At 41.9% G+C, this 21,531-nt stretch carries 5 protein-coding genes; all 5 read left to right on the top strand.

The annotated features are described in order from the left end of the window. The first annotated feature begins 310 nt into the window (after window positions 1-310). The 5 genes from NNX04_RS21780 to NNX04_RS21800 all read left to right on the top strand — a co-directional run bounded on the left by NNX04_RS21780 (window position 311) and on the right by NNX04_RS21800 (window position 21,531). Window positions 311-2,416, top strand: a complete 2,106-nt coding sequence (locus tag NNX04_RS21780) for a hypothetical protein (protein ID WP_261948537.1) — start codon at window positions 311-313, stop codon at window positions 2,414-2,416. Window positions 2,417-2,855: 439 nt separating this feature from the next. Further along, the gene (locus NNX04_RS21785; protein ID WP_261948538.1) at window positions 2,856-16,700 is read left to right on the top strand and encodes a hypothetical protein; all 13,845 of its coding nucleotides are present in this window, start codon (window positions 2,856-2,858) and stop codon (window positions 16,698-16,700) included. Window positions 16,701-16,828: 128 nt separating this feature from the next. Next, window positions 16,829-18,682, top strand: a complete 1,854-nt coding sequence (locus NNX04_RS21790; RefSeq protein WP_261948539.1) for a ShlB/FhaC/HecB family hemolysin secretion/activation protein — start codon at window positions 16,829-16,831, stop codon at window positions 18,680-18,682. A gap of 240 nt (window positions 18,683-18,922) precedes the next feature. After that, the gene (locus NNX04_RS21795; RefSeq protein WP_007646070.1) at window positions 18,923-19,405 is read left to right on the top strand and encodes an Hcp family type VI secretion system effector; all 483 of its coding nucleotides are present in this window, start codon (window positions 18,923-18,925) and stop codon (window positions 19,403-19,405) included. Window positions 19,406-19,524: 119 nt separating this feature from the next. Then, the gene (locus NNX04_RS21800; RefSeq protein ID WP_261948540.1) at window positions 19,525-21,531 is read left to right on the top strand and encodes a type VI secretion system Vgr family protein; all 2,007 of its coding nucleotides are present in this window, start codon (window positions 19,525-19,527) and stop codon (window positions 21,529-21,531) included.

The following is a 21,531-nucleotide window of genomic DNA, read 5'->3' on the forward strand; positions in this document are numbered from 1 at the left end:
ACTGACCAACAAATTTAGCGCGTCGCAATTCTAATCCGCAATACGATACCCATTAACACGATCTCAAAAAAATCCACTAGAAATCACAACTGTTCGAGCGCTGTAAAACTGGCGCCGAAAACATTAATTATCATCATTTTTACTCCTAAAAATAAAAATAAAACCGGGTCACAAAATGTCTAAAAAAGCGCCATGTATAGTCAATTTCCTACAGCCAAGGCTTATTGCTAGCAGGTAAAATCCGCACCTTTTTAAACACACCGCTTCATTCGATAGCTCCTCTCTTTATCGCAAAGGAATCATTACTATCATGACGATAGCTACACTGCACCGCGCATTCTTCCGAACCGTTTTACTCCTGGGCTTCACTGCACTTGTCGCTTGCGGCGGAGGTGGTGGGGGAGGCGATAACACAACGGCCTCACGATCCAGTAACAGTACTGCTGGTACCAGCAGTGCAGGTATCAGCAGTTCGGTGGGTGTCAGTAGCCTTGCCCCGAGTAGCAGCAGTGTCTCTTCTGTTCCGCTTCCCGATACTATTCCCAATAGCTTTAGCTTTAACTCTGTTACTGGCGTGGAGCTCTCTGCAGTAACGCCCTCTGATGTCGTAACCATTTCCGGTATTAACACTCTCGCTACCGTGAGTGTTACGGGTGGGGAATATTCTATTGATGGCGCTGCGTTTACCGCGATCGATGGTCAAGTCAGTAATGGACAAACACTCGCCGTGCGATTGACCGCGTCGGCGGTGCACAGTACAGCGACCAGTGCGACGGTGACTGTTGGCGGAGTGAGTGCGAGCTTCAGTGTGACTACCAAGGCCGATACCACGCCGGAGGCTTTTAGTTTTGAGCCCGTAACTGATGCTGCGCTCGATACGGTTTATACCTCCGGTGCAATTACGGTCACTGGCATTGATGCGGCCGTGCCCATCACTGTCACTGGTGGTGAATATGCGATTAACAGTGAGGAGACATTTACCTCAGCGGCTGGCACTGTGTCGGCAAACAATACGGTCAGGCTCAGAGGAACATCTGCAACGGGTAATAATCTGACCCACGCGGTTGTCGTCACTATTGGTGGTGTCAGTGCTACTTATTCCATCACTACCATCCCGGACACCACGCCTCCGGTCGCTGAATTCAAATTCCCTACGCCTTACACCATGAGCGAAGCCAATACGGTAAAAGTCCGTGGCATTGCCACCGATGACAACACCATTACCAGCGTGAAAGTGGTGGTGCGTTCATTCAAGCTCGATACTCCAGATGAAACGATTGCATCAACCGAGTTTGAGGTAACGCCGAAAGCGGAAATAGACGGCGTAAAAGATTTTTCCAGCTGGACGGCTGATATCCCACTAACTGCGCTTGCAGAAAATGAAATTAAAGTGATTGCAACAGATGAGAACGACAATACGATTCCGAACGAGGATGCTAATAAGGTCACTATTCGGCAGGCCGATGTGGCCAGCGCATTTCCGGATGAGGTGAGTCAGTTTGAAATCGCACGTTCCAGTGCATTGGACACTGAACTTAATCGCATACTGGTTGCTGACAGGGGAAAAGTGATGGCAGTAGATATTGCTACTGGGCAGCGTACTGTGTTTATCAACCATGAAAGTGTTTGCAATAGTCGCTTGTCTGGGCTCACCATAGACCATCAAAACTCTAGGCTTTACGGCATTTGCAGAACTGAACAAATTCTAGAGTTTAATTTACTCGATGGAGCCTTTATTGACCAATACACAATAACCCTAAATCCCAACAACGAGTCATTTCTCGGTCTTTCTCTGGATAGATTCAATGGTAGAAATCGATTGGTATTAGTAGAACAAATTTATGCATACAATGAAGGGGGTGGGCGACTAATTGGTTTTTCGCTGGATTCGAAAGAATTTTCTGTTATTTCCGACGCTAGTGAACAACCCCTGATAAAAGGTTCATCTGGTGGAATAGCAATAGATGGCGACAATTATTGGATTACATCAGGTGGTCAGCATGAAGACGTAACACTACGTCAAGTCATTAGAGTCAACGCGATAACCGGAAAACATGAGTTATATTCTGATAACGCAACAGGAAGCGGAGAGTTATTTAGTGCTATTTTGCCTGACGGAAATACAGCAGCCCTCGGAGGAATTGTAAAAGATGCAGTAAATAATCGTTTCTTAGTGTTTGAGTCCGTTTCAAGCAAAATCTTATCTATCGATATCGCATCTGGTGACCGTAGTTTATTTAAGGATATATCCTATACTGGAATTACAACGAAATTTGTTACATCTTCCGATCTAGATATTCATGAGATAAAAAGATTTATTTTTTTGTTAGATAGTAGGCGTAAAGCCTTGATACTGGTTGACCTTGAAACAAGCGAGAAAGTAATCCTCACTAAGTCGAAAAATAGTTTTCAATAAAATATTTTGCGATATTCCAAAAGGGGAACGTCAATGGTTCCCCTGATTTACGTCAAACTTCCTCAGCGAGCACTGCAAAGTGCTCGCTGTAAAAATCATCAAGTATTGTCAATTTCCTACAGCTAAGGCTTATTTCCAGCAGGTGGGATACGAGCTTTCTGAACATGCGGCTTTATTCAACCGCCTCTCTCAATCAATATTAATTTAGTGCATAAAATGGCGTCTGATTCATTGTGCGACGCCATTTTTTTATTAAAAATAAAAATAAAACCGGGTCACAAAATGTCTAAAAAAGCGCCATGTATAGTCAATTTCCTACAGCCAAGGCTTATTGCTAGCAGGTAAAATCCGCGACCTTGGAATCGCTTTGACTAATGCCGCCCCGCGTTTTTGTGCACTGCGTCAGCGTTGATGAAAAACTAATGTTTAGGAATGACATATGAGTAATACCCTTCTGCCCAAGTCCCTCCCGTACCTCCAACACAAGTCATACCCATCACGTCGCAAGCTGTATGCCGCTATGTTAGTTGCGTCCCAATGGATGGCTGCTGGGCATTTGCACGCCGCACCTGAGGGTGGCGAAGTGGTTGCTGGCGAGGGGACTATTACGCAGACCGGTGTAGACACATTGATCCAGCAAGCGAGTGATCGCATGGCCATCGACTGGCGCAGTTTTGATGTGGCTGCCAATGAACGGGTGGAGTTTATTCAACCCAGTTCATCATCTATCGCACTTAACCGTGTACTCAGCAATAACGGCAGTAAGATCCTGGGGCGGATCGATGCTAACGGCCAAGTAATGTTAGTAAATGCCAATGGGGTGGTGTTTGGTAAAGACTCTGTCATTAACGTCGGCGGCATGATTGCCAGTGGTATGAGTATTGATCCGGAGAGTTTTATTAATGGTGATTTCACGCTGAATAGCATTGAGGGTACAGAGGGCAAAGTAATCAATTACGGCATTATAAATGCCGCGACTGGCGGTTCTGTAACACTGGTGGGGCAACAGGTACAGAACGATGGTTTGATTTCCGCCAAGCTGGGGGCAGTGAATTTAGCGGCTGGTAATGAAGCGGTGCTCACTTTTGACCAGTCAGGTTTGGTTGGCGTTAAGGTAACCGAAGCGGTTCTGCAAAATGAACTGGGTGTAGATGCAGCGGTGATTAACAACGGTGACATCATAGCGGAAGGTGGCCGGGTTTTACTGAGCGCCAGCGTAAGTGAGGATATTTTTTCCAACGCTGTCAACAACGCCGGTATGAATAAAGCCAGCAGTGTTGTGGTACACGATGACGGCAGTTTCACCTTGGGCGCGGGCGCAGATGTGATCAATACCGGTGATATTGATACGTCCGTTGCTACCGGTGCAGCGGGTCAGGTTGTGGTGGTAGGCAATAACATCACCAGCAGCGGCGCCATCACCGCAAATACCAATTCAGGTACGGCGGGCGCAATTGAACTCCACAGCACCGACACTACGCTGGTGACTGAAACCGGCAATGTTTCTGCGCAAGCAGCTGCCCAGGGTGAGGGCGGAGATATCAAAATCCTCGGCAATAAAGTCGGGTTGTTTGATAGCGCGGAAATAAATACATCGGGTGCCAATGGTGGTGGGCAAGTATTAATTGGTGGCGATAAAACCGGCGATAATCAAAAAATTCGGAATGCGGATTTTATTTATCTCGGTGAAAACACCGCAGTAAAAACCGATGCGTTAATTAATGGCAATGGCGGTAAATTAATTACCTTCGCAAGCGACACCGCACGCATTTATGGCAACCTCTATTCGCGTGGTGGTAGTGAAGGTGGTAATGGTGGTTTTATTGAAACATCAGGCTTGAAGGGGTTTGAGATTTTAAATACGCCGGATATTACGGCAGCGACGGGAACTGGTGGGATTTGGTTGATTGATCCTTATGATATTGAGATTATTCCTGGAGGTCAAACTAATGACGATTTTGACCCGCCCAATACATCCCCATTTACCTCTTCAGCGACACAAGGTCCGAAGCTGAGTATTACTTCAATTGTAAATGCTTTGGTCAATGGATCAACCGTAATAGTCCAAACTGGTGGCAGTGCAGCACCTGACAATATTATCGGCTCGGATTCTGGAAATATTACTCTCAAAACCGATCTAAAATTTAATTTCAGTACTAATGCAACACTCCGTTTGCTAGCTCATAACGATATTATTTTGAATGAAAATATTCAGCGCGAAAATGACAATGTCACCGGAACGCTTAACCTCGAATTAATCGCTAACAAAGATGATTTGGATGGCGGCGACATCACTGTAGCAAGTGGAAAAACTATTGCCACCAACGGTGGCTATTTTTATGCAGGTGTGCGACCCGCGGTAGATACAGAAGATACAGATGGTTTTTTAAACTCGGATATTGATTCTCCAACCTTAGGAACATTTACATCAACCGGCGCTACCATTGATACAACTGGTGACTTAGGTGGCGGTGATATTGTTATTAACGCTACGAACAATGTAACTTTAGGTTTGGTCGCTTTTGGGTATAACTATTTAAATGCAAATTTTGGCGGTACAAATCCAGATAAAGCTGAATTAATTCGAGTGGGTTCATTAACAATTGATTCCAAAGCTGATGTTACGTTAAATGACGCTATCGATTTTAATAATACAGGTAAAAGGACAAATGCAGGTGGAAAAGGTTACTCAGGAAATTTATTGGATGGTGAAGAAACATTTTTAAGAATAGATGCCTTCGGTAATATAGAAATTAAAGGTCTGATTTCAGACGCAGATTATGGCGATGCGCGTGATGCTTTAAATATTGATTTGACTGCAGGGAAAAATAACACTAGCGGCGGTGAAATAAAAATCGAAGCTGACATATATACAGCGGGAGGTAATTTCACCGCGACTAGCACTACATTCACTTCGACAGGTAGATTGATTAATACTGAACGCGCAAACGCCAGTTTAGTTGATATAACAACCAATACAAACGGCAACGGACAACCTAATGGAAATGCACAGTGGTCAAATGGTGGAAATGTTACTATTAATGCTGGGACGAATATTGCATTAGGCAATATTACGACGGATGGCTCATGTCTTGCTCCTTCAGTTTGCACAGGTATTCTATCTTTAGCGGTTACAGATATCGTTCTAGATCCAGATCAACAGCCCAATGTTGTTATCACACAGGCCCCCGGTTCTGTCTTAAAAATTGCAGGCGATGCTACATTTAATGCTGGTACCAATGGTGATATCAAATTAACGAATGATAATATCTTTAATGGCAACCTGCTCTTCACCAGTGCACGCGATGTTGAATTAACAGGGATAACCGCGCTCACACAACCAACAGACACAACTGCCGTTACTTTTGGTAAATCCCAGATTAATAGAAACCTAACGTTAACTTCTGGTGGCGGTGTTACGCAAGTAAATGATCTCTATGTAGGCGGAGAAACCAAATTAACTTTTACTGGCGCTGACAAAAGTATTAATTTGTCTACTCATGTAAATGATTTTGTTGGAAAAATCTCTCTCACCAATAACGTTAGCCACTTGTTATTAAGTGATATTAACAACCTATCACTGGATGCAGTAACGCTTGTCGCTGGCGCAGACGCTTCGATTGGCAACATCGAATTAACTTCTGGTGATGCATACTCCATCATTCTTAATGGAAATCTAAATAGTGCGAATGGAACCACAAAAAATATAACCTTGAATAGCAATGTCACGCTTGCATCTGACGTTGAGCTAAATGCTGGTACAGGGAATATTTTATTTAGTGGCACTATAAATTCAAATGACAATACTACCCCAAGAAACCTAACCGTCACTGGTTCAAAGTCATTCATTTCAGGCGACATAACCACTGCCGGTGGCGACGTTAAGATAACCGCGTCCGATTCAATTAGCGTAAATTCAATAGATACCTCGGCAGATACAGCCGGCTTAATAGCATTAACTGTAAACGGCAGTGATGCGGCGAGAAGCATCACCGTTAATGGCGATCTAAATGCACAAAATACAGTGGTCGGCCAAAAATCCGTTGATTTAACCTTAGCTAGTGATTCGGCGGGGGGCTCTGTAAAGCTTAATTTCACTCCTACATCTAATTCCTATTTATCATCAGATATTTCTGTGAATGGCTCCGCAGGTTTAGGGCAGACGCTGACAGCGGTTAATGCAAATAACACGTGGAATTTAACGGCGGAAAATGCCGGTACTATTGAAAAAACTGGATCCACATCAAAAATAATAACATTCATAGGCTTTGAAAATATCAATGGTGGTGAGCAAGTAGATACTTTTAATATCACCGATAATATTTCAACCAGTGTCAATGGCGGATCTGGTGATGATGTATTTAATATTAACGTAACAACAATCGACGCATTGTTAAATGGCGATGCAGGGGCAGATGCTTTTAATATAGTAACTACCGATGCAGTCACTGCAATACTAAATGGTGGTGGTGATACCGATACGCTTGTCTCTGCAGCAGCGGGAGCTAATAACTGGATGCTTGGTGCCACCGAGTCACTTAATAGCTCCATAGATTTTTCAGATATTGAAAACCTAACGGGTAATAATGATGTCGATACCTTTAGGTTTAACGGTATCCGTGCTTCAACCGGCGTTATAAATGCCAGTGGCAGTGAAGATATTGTTGAAGTATTAAGTGATGCTGAAATTGATTTCAGCGGTGTTTTTTCATTTTTTGGAATTACTAATGCAGAAGTATTGGAGTCAATAAATGGTGGAATTTTAAGGACATTGAGTAACGAGTTAGATGTAATTCAATGGACTTTTAATGCAACCGCTAACTCCGTAACCGACGGTACAAATTTAGTAAAATTCACCGGATTTACAAGCTACATTGGTGGTGAGGGGGACGATAATTTTAGTGTTGAAAATAACATCACATTTGCCGGTTTGGTTGATGGCTCAGATGGAAATAATATTTTCGATTTTAGTGATGCCACCGAAGCTTACTCGATTGTTCTTAGTAGCGCATATCAAACGGATTCATCGGCTACTCTGTCGAATTTCAGTGAAATTAAAGCAAATAGCCATACAGGTACTTCACTTGAAGCTATTGCAGGAACCAATTTCTGGGAAGTAACAGCGAAAGATTCGGGAAAAGTTGGCAATACTACTTTTACTGGAGTCTCGACCATCATCGGTGCTTCCCCTTCAGATAGCATAAGTACTTCAATTAATGGTCATGCAAACTGGTCCATCAAAGCGACTGACCCTAGCACGCTTTCCGACTCTAACGATCCACAAAATGTTTTAATCTCTTTTAGCAATATTGGTAAGTTAGTCGGTTCAATTTATAACGATACCTTTGCTTTCGAAACTGGCGCGAGCATCGTATCTGCCGAAGGTGGTGCCGGGAGCGGGACAGACACAGCTGATTTTTCAGAGCTTGCTGCACGAACAATCACCATCGGTGCGGCAACAGAATTTTCATTTACTGGCGTTGAACGGTTTAAGGCTGATGCCTTGAAAGCGTTTGTGCTAACCGCATCATCCGGCGCGACCTGGACGATTGATAATAGCGGTGGAGAGATTGATGGCACGGTCGGCAACATTGAGTTTGTTGGTTTCAAGACACTGCAAGGCAGCAATGCGAATGACACCTTTAATTTAATAACGAATTTTGGCGGAGTCATCAACGCTGAGGGTGGAGACGATACTTTCGAAATCCGCAACGGCTATACAGGCGAGTTACAAGGCGGCAATGGGGTTGACACATTTGCGTTTTTCGATGGTGGAAGCATTGGCACCGATGGAATTGTCAACGCGGGAGATGGCTTAGATCAAGTGGACTTAAGGGCATTATCAACCGGCGTTACGGTTGTTGCCTCGAATTCGATGGTTTACGGTGTCGCCAATGTCGAGCGAGTGATAGCCGATTCGAACAAAGGATTTACGCTAACGGCCGGTGGAACAGATAACGCATGGCACATTTACGATTTTGATGGTTCCGGAACTGTTGCTAACGGAGCGAATGATGGTGTAGTAGCGGGAATTCAATTCGTTGATTTCAGCACACTGACCGGCGGAGCATTGGTAGATACCTTTACGATTGATTCTAATTTTACCGGCACCATTTCTGGCGGTGATGGTGCAGATATTTTCAATATCAACGCAGTGGTGACCAATATTTCCGGCGGGATCGGAAATGACAGTTTTGTGTTTTTCAATACCGGCAGTGTCACCACGGCAAGTGGCGATGACGGTAATGACATCGTGGATTTCCGCAATATCAATGCTAGCCATACGGTTACATTGGACGGAACGCGCATCAATAACGTCGACAGTATTTCACGCGTTATTGCGAACAATGCATTTGACTTTACGCTGGCCGCCAATGCGGGTTCCAACACGTGGCGTATTTACGATTTTGATGGTGCAGGCAGTGCATCTGATGGTGTGAACGATGGCGAATTGGCCGGTATTCAATTTATCGATTTCAAAAATCTGCAAGGTGGTTCAGGTGTCGATACCTTTGATATAGACACCAATTTTACCGGTACTATTTCTGGCGGTTCCGGTGCAGATATTTTCAATATCAAAGCTGCCGCAACCAATATTACCGGTGGTGCTGATGATGATAGTTTTGTTTTCTATAGCGCCGGTAGCGTCACTACGGCAAGCGGCAATGATGGCAATGACATTGTCGACTTCCGCAACATTGCGGCTAATCGCACGGTTACTTTAAGCGGTACCAGCATCAACAATGTGGCAAGTGTATCCCGCGTTATCGCCAATAGTGCATTTGATTTCACGTTAGCGGCAACATCGGGTACTAATAGTTGGCGTGTTTACGATTTCGATGGTGCAGGCAATGCATCGGATGGTGTTAATGACGGCGAAGTGGCCGGTATTCAATTTGTCGATTTTAAAAATCTGCAAGGCGGTTTGGGTGTAGATAGCTTTGATATCGATACAAACTTCAGCGGCACTATTTCTGGCGGTGACGGTGCAGATATTTTCAATATCAACGCAGTGGTGACCAGTATTTCCGGCGGGATCGGAAATGATAGTTTTGTGTTTTTCAATACCGGCAGTGTCACCACGGCAAGTGGCGATGACGGTAATGACATCGTGGATTTCCGCAATATCAATGCTAGCCATACGGTTACATTGGACGGAACGCGCATCAATAACGTCGACAGTATTTCACGCGTTATCGCGAACAATGCATTTGACTTTACGCTGGCCGCCAATGCGGGTTCCAACACGTGGCATATTTACGATTTTGACGGTGCGGGTAGTAACGCCGATGGCGTAAACGATGGCGAAGTTGCTGGCATCCAATTTATCGATTTCAAAAATCTGCAAGGCGGTTCGGGTGTAGATAGCTTTGATATCGATACAAACTTCACCGGCACCATTTCTGGCGGTGACGGTGCAGATATTTTCAATATTAACGCAGTGGTAACCAATATTGCTGGTGGCATTGGTAACGACAGTTTTGTGTTTTTCAATACCGGCAGTGTCACCACGGCAAGTGGCGGTGACGGTAATGACATTGTCGATTTCCGCAATATCAATGCTAACCATACGGTTACATTGGACGAAACGCGTATCAATAACGTCGCTAGCATTTCACGCGTCATTGCGAATAATGCGTTTGATTTTACGCTCGCGGCCAACGCGGGTACCAACACGTGGCGGATTTACGATTTTGACGGTGCGGGTAGTAACGCCGATGGTGTAAACGATGGCGAAGTTGCTGGCATCCAGTTTATCGATTTCAAAAATCTGCAAGGTGGATTAGACAACGATATTTTTATTATCGATACCGCGTTTAACGGAATCATTTCCGGTCGCGGTGGTGCAGACGTATTCAATATCAACGCATTGGTAAATAATATTTCTGGTGGTGATGACAGCGACAGTTTTGTTTTCTTTAACACAGGCAGCGTCACTACAGCCACTGGTGGTGCAGGTGATGACTTCGTGGATTTCCGCAATATCAATGCTAGCCATACGGTTACATTGGACGGAACGCGCATCAATAACGTCGACAGTATTTCACGCGTTATTGCGAACAATGCATTTGACTTTACGCTGGTTGCCAATGCAGGTTCCAACACGTGGCATATTTACGATTTTGACGGTGCGGGTAGTGCATCTGATGGTGTTAATGACGGCGAAGTGGCCGGTATTCAATTTGTCGATTTCAAAAATCTGCAAGGCGGTTCGGGTGTTGATAGGTTTGATATCGATACAAACTTCACCGGCGCCATTTCTGGCGGTGACGGTGCAGATATTTTCAATATTAACGCAGTGGTAACCAATATTGCTGGTGGCATTGGTAACGACAGTTTTGTGTTTTTCAATACCGGCAGTGTCACCACGGCAAGTGGCGGTGACGGTAATGACATTGTCGATTTCCGCAATATCAATGCTAACCATACGGTTACATTGGACGGAACGCGCATCAATAACGTCGACAGTATTTCACGCGTCATTGCGAATAATGCGTTTGATTTTACGCTCGCGGCCAACGCGGGTACCAACACGTGGCGTATTTACGATTTTGACGGTGCGGGTAGTAACGCCGATGGCATAAACGATGGCGAAGTTGCTGGCATCCAGTTTATCGATTTCAAAAATTTGCAAGGTGGTTCGGGTGTTGATAGGTTTGATATCGATACAAACTTCACCGGCACTATTTCTGGCGGTGGCGATGCGGATATATTTAATATAAATGCCTTTGTTAATACAATTTTTGGTGATAATGGAAACGATAGTTTTATAGTAGGCAACTCTGGATCTGTGACTGTTGTCAATGGCGGTCTGGGAACAAATAACACGCTCACTGGCCGTAATAGCCAAAACACTTGGGCGCTAACTACAGCTAATGTAGGGTCTGTGTCTACAGGTAGTACAGTTTACATTGATAACTTTTCCGGTATCCAAATTCTTCAGGGCGGAGATTCATCAGACACTTTTAATTTAGCGTTTACTTTTTCGGGAACCGTGAATGGTGGTGCTGGAGCTGATATTTTTAATATTGACGCGGCAGCCAACATTCTGCAAGGAGAGGGCGGTAACGACAGCTTTTTGTTTAATAGTACTTCTAATGTTGGTAGTGCAAATCAGATAGATGGTGGTAATCCCGGAGAGGATAACCAAATTACCGGTCGTGAGACGCTCAACACCTGGACTATTACATCGACTAATGCAGGCAATGTAAAGGTGACGTCTGGCGCAACTTACATCGCAAACTTTAGCAATATCCAAACTCTGAACGGCGGTGCGGCGGCGGATGAATTTTTTGTTAACGCTGATCTTACTGGAACAATTCAATCAGGTGCGGGGAAAAATATTTTTCATATCAATACAAGTGTTGGTCAATTACAAGGCGGTACTGATGATGATGAATTTATTTTCGGCATGGCAGGTTCAGCGCAATCCGTTAATGGTAATGGTGGTATCAATACATTAAGAGGACGTGATGTAGCCAATACTTGGAACTATACGGGCACAAATGCAGGGAATCTTAGCCAAACTGACAATTTCGCTACCTACGTGAACAATTTTTCAAACATTCAAACCCTGCAAGGCGGTAGTAATGTTGATATTTTTAATATCAACGCTGCTGCAGGAAATATATTCGGCAATGCAGGTAATGATAGGTTTGTATTTAGCAGCAATAACAATGTGGGTAGCGCGGTAAGTATTGATGGAGGTACTGATAGCAATTCCCTTATTGGTCGCAACGCGGCTAATAGCTGGACTATGCTTGGTGCCAACAACGGTAGCCTATCGATCACGAATGGAAATATTTACGTTGAAAATTTTTCCGCTATCAACAATCTGGAAGGTGGTAATGTAAGTGACAGACTGTTCGGTGTGAATCAGAACAATGCCTGGAAAATCACCGGCATTGATAGGGGGAATTTGCAGGTTTCCGGCTCCGCATCTTCCGTGGTATTTACTAATATTGAAAATCTTGTCGGTAATCAGGAAATTGACACCTTCACTTTTACAACTAATCAAAGTTATATAACAGGATTAATTGATGGTGGTAGCTCCGCGATATTAACCACTACCGAGGATTCTATCGATCTGTCCGCATTGACTAGTGGTGTGACTGTAGAGTTGGGTAATAGTGAATCCAACAACTTAAATTTGGTTAATATCGAATCTATTACTGCGTTTTCCGGCAATCCCAATTCAAATGTCATTATTGGTGCGAGTGAAAATGCATATCGTTGGAACATCACGAGCGCAAACGCTGGGCTGATAGAACTTGCAACATCACCTTCTTTTGAAACCCGTGTAAAATTTGTTAATTTCGGAGATCTTCGAGGTGGAACAAATAGTGATAGATTTAATGTTGAAGCACAAGTTAGCAAAAGCATTAACGGTGGTGATGGCGGTGGAATTGACTTAGTAGATTATTCGAATAGAACTGAAAATTTCACCATTACAATTGGCGGGAATGGTTCATTGGGTAATACAGGTATTAACGGAATCGAAGGTGTTATTGGGAATAGCGGAAAAGATAATGTTTATAACAGCACAATCAATGTTACAGATGGCAATAATACCTGGACTATAGGAGCATTCGATACTGTTGCTGATGGCTTAAATGATGGCACGATTAATATTAACGGAAAGATTATTTCTTTCGAAAATTTTAATAGCCTTATTGGTGGTTCGGGAAATGATACATTTAATTATTCCTCCCAAGGCAAATTAGTGGGGCTTATTGATGGCGGTGCGGGCAATAACACTGTTAACGCATCTCAATCAGCAGTAACTCAACAATTTCACATAAATGGTAATGGAACGGGCGTCACCAATTTGATGCGAATAGAGGAGTTAACTGGTAATTCAGCTACTAATAGCACATTAGTGAGCACCTCCTCAGCCAACACCTGGAACGTGAATAATCAGGGTATCGGGCGATTAAATAATTCTTTGCGTTTCGCTGGCATATCTAGCCTCACGGGCGGCCTGTACATAGATGTGTTTAATATCGAAAATATTTCTTTCTTAACCGGAATTATCGATGGCGGTTCCGGTTCATCCGCTGATCAACTTAATCTTACAGGAGTTAATACAGACTTAAGTGTGGGTATTGGAGCCACCGCGGTCGCTAACCTGCGAGTAAGTAATATCGAATCCATTAACGCAAACTCGAATAGAACCAATACCTTTATCGCAAACAATCTGATCGATAATTCCTGGTTAATTACAGGTCTCAATAGCGGCACACTGAATACAACACTCTCTTTTTCCGGTTTTGCCAATCTTGTTGGACGGGAAACAGCTGATACATTTATCTTTGACAATGAATTATCCAATATCAGTGGTTGGATTGATGCTGGAGTGGGTATTGACACTCTGGATCTAACCCAAAGTAATCGTGATGTAGTTGTTCACATCGCTGCCGATAATACTGTTAGCAATAATGGTGAAATTACGGTTAATAATTTCGAGACGATTGCTGCCGATTCAGACAACAGTAATAAACTAATCGCTAAAGATGTAGACAATACGTGGACGATTACATCGATTAATGGCGGTCAGTTAAATGAAACTGTATCGAATGCGGCAACAGTTTTTACAAATTTCAAGCATCTCACTGGCGGAAGCCTGAATGATATATTTAATTTTGAATCAGCTGGCAATATTACTGGTTTAATTGATGGTGCAGCCCATAGAGATCAGGATATTGTTGACGTCAGTAAATCCCTTAGTGCCAACATAGTAATTACTGCCGCAGGTGCCAATAGTGGTTATGGCAATATCGAAAAATTTATTGGCAATAACACTACCAGTACTATTGCGGGTGATAATCGAGTTAATAACTGGGTGGTTAATAACAATGCGGGCACTATAAATAGCACTATCCAATTTGAAGGCTTTGCTAATATTGTTGGTGGCAATAGTCAGGATATTTTTTCGCTAAATAATGCCGTTTTGGCGGGCTATATAGATGGTTCAGAAGGCAATGACACCTTCAACCTTACCCAGAGCGCAATCAATGGCGGTATCCGTGGTGGAACAGGTGATGATTTATTTAACATAACAGTGGTAAATGGTTTTGCTAGCACCGTGGATATTATTGGAGGGCAGGGACTCGACCGATTATTTGTTTCAGGTGGCGATGTAAACTACAAAGCCACACATCAACAAGGTGTTTTACAATATGCAAGCCCTACAAATCTTACCTATACAGTAAATTATTCAGATATCACGGATATTACCGATAATGTAATTGCTGATAGCCTTACCCTCTGGGGCACTTCATCTAATGATGTATTCACCCTGCAAAACAGTAATTATTGGTTAACCCCAGAAACTTCTATAACTTATTTGCAAAAACAAAATTTGACTATCAATGGCTCATCAAGCGATCAAATAAAAATAGATGGAAGCGTATCAATTCCAAAAACTTTTACGGTTAATAATGCGTCCCTTATCAGTGAAAATTCAGGAAAAATTATTGCTCAATCTCTTGAATTGGTTGCAACACAAAATATTGGTAGTGAGGCGGAGCGTTTAAAATTAGCAGTTGATGATATCTATTTAAAATCAACTAACGGTAATCTATACCTTGATGAGCAAGATTCTCTTAATATAAAAGAGTTTTCAGCATCTACTACTAATATTTTCGATGTCACACTTGGTGGTGATTTATTATCTTCCGCCAATATCAATTATGCGGGTCAATTTAATGTTAATTCTCTATACGGAAATATTGTATTAAATAACAACAACTCTTTTGCTGGTAATCTGGCGTTAAATGCCACTGGCAATATCGCTGTAAAAAATAATACATCTTTAAATTTATCTTACGTGCAAGCTCAAAACTTGACAATTGATGCTGATGGAACGGTGACCAGTAAAGGACCAATAATTGTCAATGGGTTAACCAGCATATCATCCAGTGCCGATCTCTCTCTATTGCATGTTGATAATGATCTTAATTCGCTGACAATCATTAAAGCGAATAACATTTCCATTAATGAAAAAAATAATCTTACATTAACAGGCATTTCTGCAAATGGTAATGTCACCATAAATGCTAAAAACTCAATAAATGTGAGTGATTCATGTAGTGATAATTGTGGTGACAACAACGGCATAAGTGCAAAAAATGTAACAATAAATTCTGACTCTGGTGATATCACTGTAGGAAAGCGTATTTTTGCCACTGAAAGTATTGATTTTGATGCTGACGGAATAACAGTAAATGATTTGCTCTCGGCGAAGGATATAAACCTGAATGCAGGAGCGGGTAATCTATTACTGAATGAAAGTGGTCACTTGAATGCCCAGTTAGGAAATTCTATTGATCTAGCAGGTAATAGAATTGAACAGCGATCGACGATTTCCAGTACAGGTGATATCCGTTTCGCAGCATCTAATGACATTCAAATGATTAACGGATCGTTGACAGAGTCAGCTTCTGGTAATGTCACTTATACGGGCAATAATATCGCGCTTGCAACCATTAAAGCGGTTAACGGGGAAGTTAATCTGACAGCCGATGGTGCGATTACCGATAATAACGATGACAACATTAATATTTATGCGAATCGTTGGAGCGCAGATGCGGCCACTGGAATAGGCTCTGGCCGTTTTGGTGCGACGGGGCAGGATGCTATAGAAACTGATGTGAATATACTATCGGTAAGAAACGCAGGTAAGCTTCTGGGAGATACAAAAATTAATATTTTAAATTCTGGTTCACTTACTATTGAGCAGTTGAGAAATAATGGTGATATTTCTATTGCCAACCTTACTGGTGATTTTATTCTCGATAACACTCATAACGGTCCTTTTGATATCAATAAAACTGATGCGAGAGAGCAAGGCGGCGTTATCAATGCAGGTACAAATGGAAGTGTTCTCACTCTTTCTATACCGAATGGAATGGTGCGTGCGGAAAATGATGCGGTAAAATCAAATCCCGACATCATCGCAGATATAGCGACTTTTGATTATTCCCCTGGGACTCGTTTTGGCTTTGGGGATAGAAATAGAAAAATAGTTATGCATATCCCAAGTGTTTATAAACAGACAGCAAAAACAAGCTCTATTATTTGGCACATCAGAAAGCCATTTGAGATTGTTGACTCATCCACTCCATTAAAAAATCTTGCCAGTAATGATCAATTAATTCAAATTGAAGGATTGAGTGAGATTGATCCTGCAATTTTTACTAGCGTAAGAAACTATCTTCACGATGAGGTTGCCATTCTGATGCCGGCTGACCAGCGTTTTGATGAAGATGAATACGCAGAATAATCTGTTAATTTTTTAACTTGTCCGGGATTGATTAAGTGCTATTTAAATTTTTTAAAATAAACATACGTTATCTAACTCTAGTGTTTTTTGGATTGATTCATACTCCTGCTAACGCAGGATTTCTTGAAATGCCGGATACAACCCAAGTTCCTGAATTTGAGCGCGAAAGCTTATTGCTCGATATGGATATACCTGCGTTACGGGATCGTGACCCAAATCCGGAAGCAGGACCACGACTTAATGTAAAACAATTTAGGGTACAAGGCTTGGTTGAGTATCCTGAATTGGATATTACTCGCGAAAAAATTATCAAACAGGTTGAAAAGATTCGATTTGATTTGATGGAGGAGGGAAAGCAATTAGAGTCGGGATACACGGTAAGTGAATTAGAAGAGGTCTCTGATCTAATTGCCGAAATTGAGAAAGAAACAGAAGGGCGCCATGTAGGCCCTGTTGAGGTTCAAAAGCTTGTTTTTCTCATTCGTGAGCAGCGTCGGCAGCGTGGTGTTACTGTTGGCATGATAGAGGTTGTTGCGGACACAATAACTCGATATTACCGTGAGCGCGGCTTCATTTTAGCGAAAGCATACATTCCCAAACAGCATGTTCGTGATGGTGTGGTAACAATTACCCTCTTGCTTGGTCAATTAGGTGAAGTTGAAGTAAAAAATAACAAACGCTATTCTGAAAATTTAATTAAACGAGTTTTTAATAAATCCCTTTCAAAGCCTGTCACTAATGATTCAATAGAGGAAAATTTATATCTTATTAATGATTTTCCGGGGTTATCCGTTAGTGGTTATTTTGAAGCAGGATCTCAAGTGGGAGATACCAAGTTAAATGTTAATGTGAATTCAGAAGACAAATACGCAGCAAACGTTCGCTTGGACAATCATGGCTCGGATAAAACTGGCGAGTTCAGAGCTTATACAGATTTTTACTTAAATAACCCTCTTGGAATCGGCGATCAATTGCAGTTAGGTGTATTGGGTTCATTTAATCCTGAAAATTCGTTGTATGGATCTTTGCGATATTCACTTCCTATATATACGACAAAAATTGGTTTTTCGCTTGGGGTTTCTAACAATGATTTTATATCAGCTACTGCTGGATCGACGTCAGACTCGGATTTCGAAATTACCGGAAAGTCTACAGTAATAGACGGTGTTTTTACTTACAAATTAAATCGAACCAGAAAAGAAAATCGCAGTATTTTACTTGGATTATCCGATATAAAATCTGAAATTCAGTATGGTACGTTATTAAATGCAGGAACTGAAAAAACAGTTAGAAAAGTGGATTTAACCTATCAGTTTGATGTGTTAAATGAGAAACATCGTGTTCTACATCAAGGTGGAGTCACGCTTACCGCCTCAGACTTCGTAGCGGGAGCGGAGGAAGGCCAAGATGAGGCACCAAGCATACTGTCATTTGACTATTCAAGATTATCTTTTGTTGACATGCCATTATTAGAAAAAGAAAGTAAATGGATTATTCGTGCCGCTGGTCAATTTTCTGATGCTGCACTTTCTGAAGTCTTGCAGTTTGGTTTGGCCGGGCCTACGCGCACACGCGGGTTTGCTATTAATGAATTTTATGCGGACGATGCTATCTTTTTTGGGTCAGATCTGGTTTTTAGCGGTCCTAATTTGAATGATTTCATAATAGCGGGGGAAAAGTTTGAAGATGTAATACAGCCCTTTGTTTTCCTTGATATGGCTTATGGGAAAAACAATGCTTTCATTAAAGACGATGACGATATCAAAACACACTTGATTGATGTTGGCGTTGGAATAAAAGTTGTATTTACAGATGGTCTCCGCAGCAATTTTTCACTGGCTTTTCCTGTTGACGCAAAGAATTCAGCTCTGGAACAACAGAAGCAGTTAGATCAAGAAGAAGGATTGAGTGGGGATTCCGATACTGATTACACTCCAGGAGAAGGTGTAAAGCTCTATTTTGATATCCAATATGGATTCTAAAAAGTCTATATCAGGTCCACGTTTTAATAGTGTCTGTATTCATAAAATTTATTTTATTTATTGAGTGGTGCATCACATATTAAATTAAGACTAATGGGGTGCGTTGTTTGTAAAAATAAATTAGTCTAGCATCCATTGTTTTTTGGATATTTTTAATTTTTATCTAGTGGTTGGTACGCTGCTTAATTGGCGTATTGGTTACTTTAATGTGTAGTACTTAAAACTTAAGGAGCAATAAAGATGGCGATTTATATCGAGTATGAAGGTATCAAAGGAAATATTACCGCTAATGGTTACAAAGATCATATTGGTGCTAGCTCGTTGCAGTTTGGCGTTGGTCGTGGCATCTCCATGGAAGCGGGCAATCTTGCTAACCGTGAAGCTACTCGTCCCTCTATTAGTGAAATTACTTTCACTAAGTTGGCTGATATATCATCCACCTCTCTTTTTAAAGAGGCAGTGACTGGTTCTGCTGGTAAGAAAGTAGTTATTAAATTCGTACAAACAGGTGCCGATCAGCTGGTTGAGTTTATGACTTACACCTTGGAAAACTGTTTGGTTAGTGGATACTCAGTATCAGCAGATAGCGAGAGTGATCCGGTTGAATCTATTTCTCTGAGCTTCGCGAAGATTATGGTTAATTATAGCGATTATGATAAGAGCAATAAGTCTGCGACACCTCAGCGTGTTGGTTATGACTTGGCTACCGCTAAGCCTCTGTAATACTTCTCAAAAAAGTACCCCGTTTAGGGGTACTTTGTCTCTGAGCTCGCAATTCCTTACTGCGGGGCAAGGATGTAATAACACTTCATCGATGAAGGGTTTATTAAGGTTGCAATAGCATGACTCAGCTCTCACAAGATAATCGTTTCATCTCCATCTCTGATTTTTCTCTCGGTAAAGACACTTTCTTACTCACTGGTTTTCAGGGTTCAGAAAATATTTCTGACTTATTCACATTCGATATTGATGTAATATCGGAAAATCTGGACATAGATCCTAATAAAATTGTGGGTAAAACAGCGACAATAACTATTAAAACGGATGCTAATCGCAAATTTAACGGTTTCATCAGAGAGTTTATTTTAGGGGAGATAAAAGCAGATAACCTGCGCGAATATAAAATGGTTATGGTTCCTTGGTTGTGGTTTTTATCACAAACTAATGATCATCGTATTTTTCAGGAAAAAAATACCAAAGACATTGTTAGTCAAGTTTTTAGTGATCTTGGCTTTACTGACTTTGAATTCAGAGCTGATGGTGGCAAGAAACGTGAATATTGTGTACAGCATAATGAAAGCGACCTCCACTTTATATCACGGCTGCTAGAAGAAGACGGCATTGCATACTATTTTGAACATTCTGATGGGAAGCATCAGCTAATTTTGGTTGATAAACCGAATGCTTATAGCGATGTGTCGGAAACCGATCTGGAATACTCCAAAGGTAATACTCCTCATGCTCAAATTCACTCATGGGAACATAAGTATTTATTTAGAAAAGGAATGTGGACTCTCAATGATTATAATTTTAAAGAGCCGCAGAAGGATTTAACTGCAACCATTAAAACAAAAAGTCAATACGCTAAAAATGCAGTCTATGAGCATTATGAATACCCGGCTTTCTATGATCCTAATTTAGGTTCAGAGCTTGCAAAAATCTGCCTTGAATCTGAAGAAGCTGATCGCGATACTGTATTTGGTCAAAGTAACTACGCCAGCTTTTACGCCGGCGGTAAGTTTAAACTGGCCAAACACGCAACAGCATCTCAGAAAGGTAGCTATATTTTAACTGCCGTAACTCACCATGCTTTTGATAAAAGTTATTTTTCGGGTCATGAAGGGAATGCCGCCTACAACAATCAATTTGTCTGTATTCCCGCTGAAACATCATTTCGTCCTAAACGTATACATATCAAACCGGTGATGAAGGGGCCCCAATCCGCAGTAGTGGTAGGGCCAGCAGGCGAAGAGATCTATATTGATGAACACTGTCGAATCAAGGTGCAATTCATTTGGGATCGCGAAGGTAAGGACGATGAAAATAGCTCGTGTTTTGTTCGTGTAGTCCAAGGTTGGGCAGGGAATCAATGGGGTTCATCGTTTATTCCGCGCATTGGCCATGAGGTTATTGTTAATTTTCTGGATGGCGATCCCGATAGGCCCTTGGTAACTGGCTCGGTTTACAATGCTTGGAATAAGCCGACCTACCCGTCAAAAACACAAAGTGGGATAAAAACCCGCTCTACAAAAGGCGGTACACCACAAAACTATAATGAGCTCCGTTTTGAAGATAAAAAAGGCGAAGAGCAGATTTATGTTCATGCGGAAAAGAATTACGACACCCAAGTAGAAAATGATCAGACCTTAACAGTCGATCACGATCGTACCAAAACTATCAAACACGATGAAAATTCATCAATTGGTAATGATCGCAACAAAACGGTTGGGAATAATCAAACTGAGTCAATTGGAAAAAACAAAACAATTGATGTTGGTGATGATCACACGGAAACCATTGGCAAAAACATGTCGTTGACTGTGGGTAAAAATATCACCATCGATATTAGTGAAAACCATACCGAGACTATCGGTAAAAATATGACTATCGGTATTACCAAAGATCTGCGTGAAACAGTTGAAGGTAAATACACCGAAAATGTCACGAAGGAATATGCATTAAAAGCAAAAACTATCACTATGACTGCCGATGATCAGATCACACTTAAAACAGGTTCGGCCTCAATAGTAATGAAAAGTAATGGTGACATCACTATTTCTGGAGCCAATATCAATGTGAAGGGCTCAGGAAATGTAGTTGTTAAAGGAAGCAAAATTACTAACAATTAG

It is taken from the genome of Cellvibrio sp. QJXJ (assembly GCF_024452345.1).
GTDB lineage: Bacteria > Pseudomonadota > Gammaproteobacteria > Pseudomonadales > Cellvibrionaceae > Cellvibrio.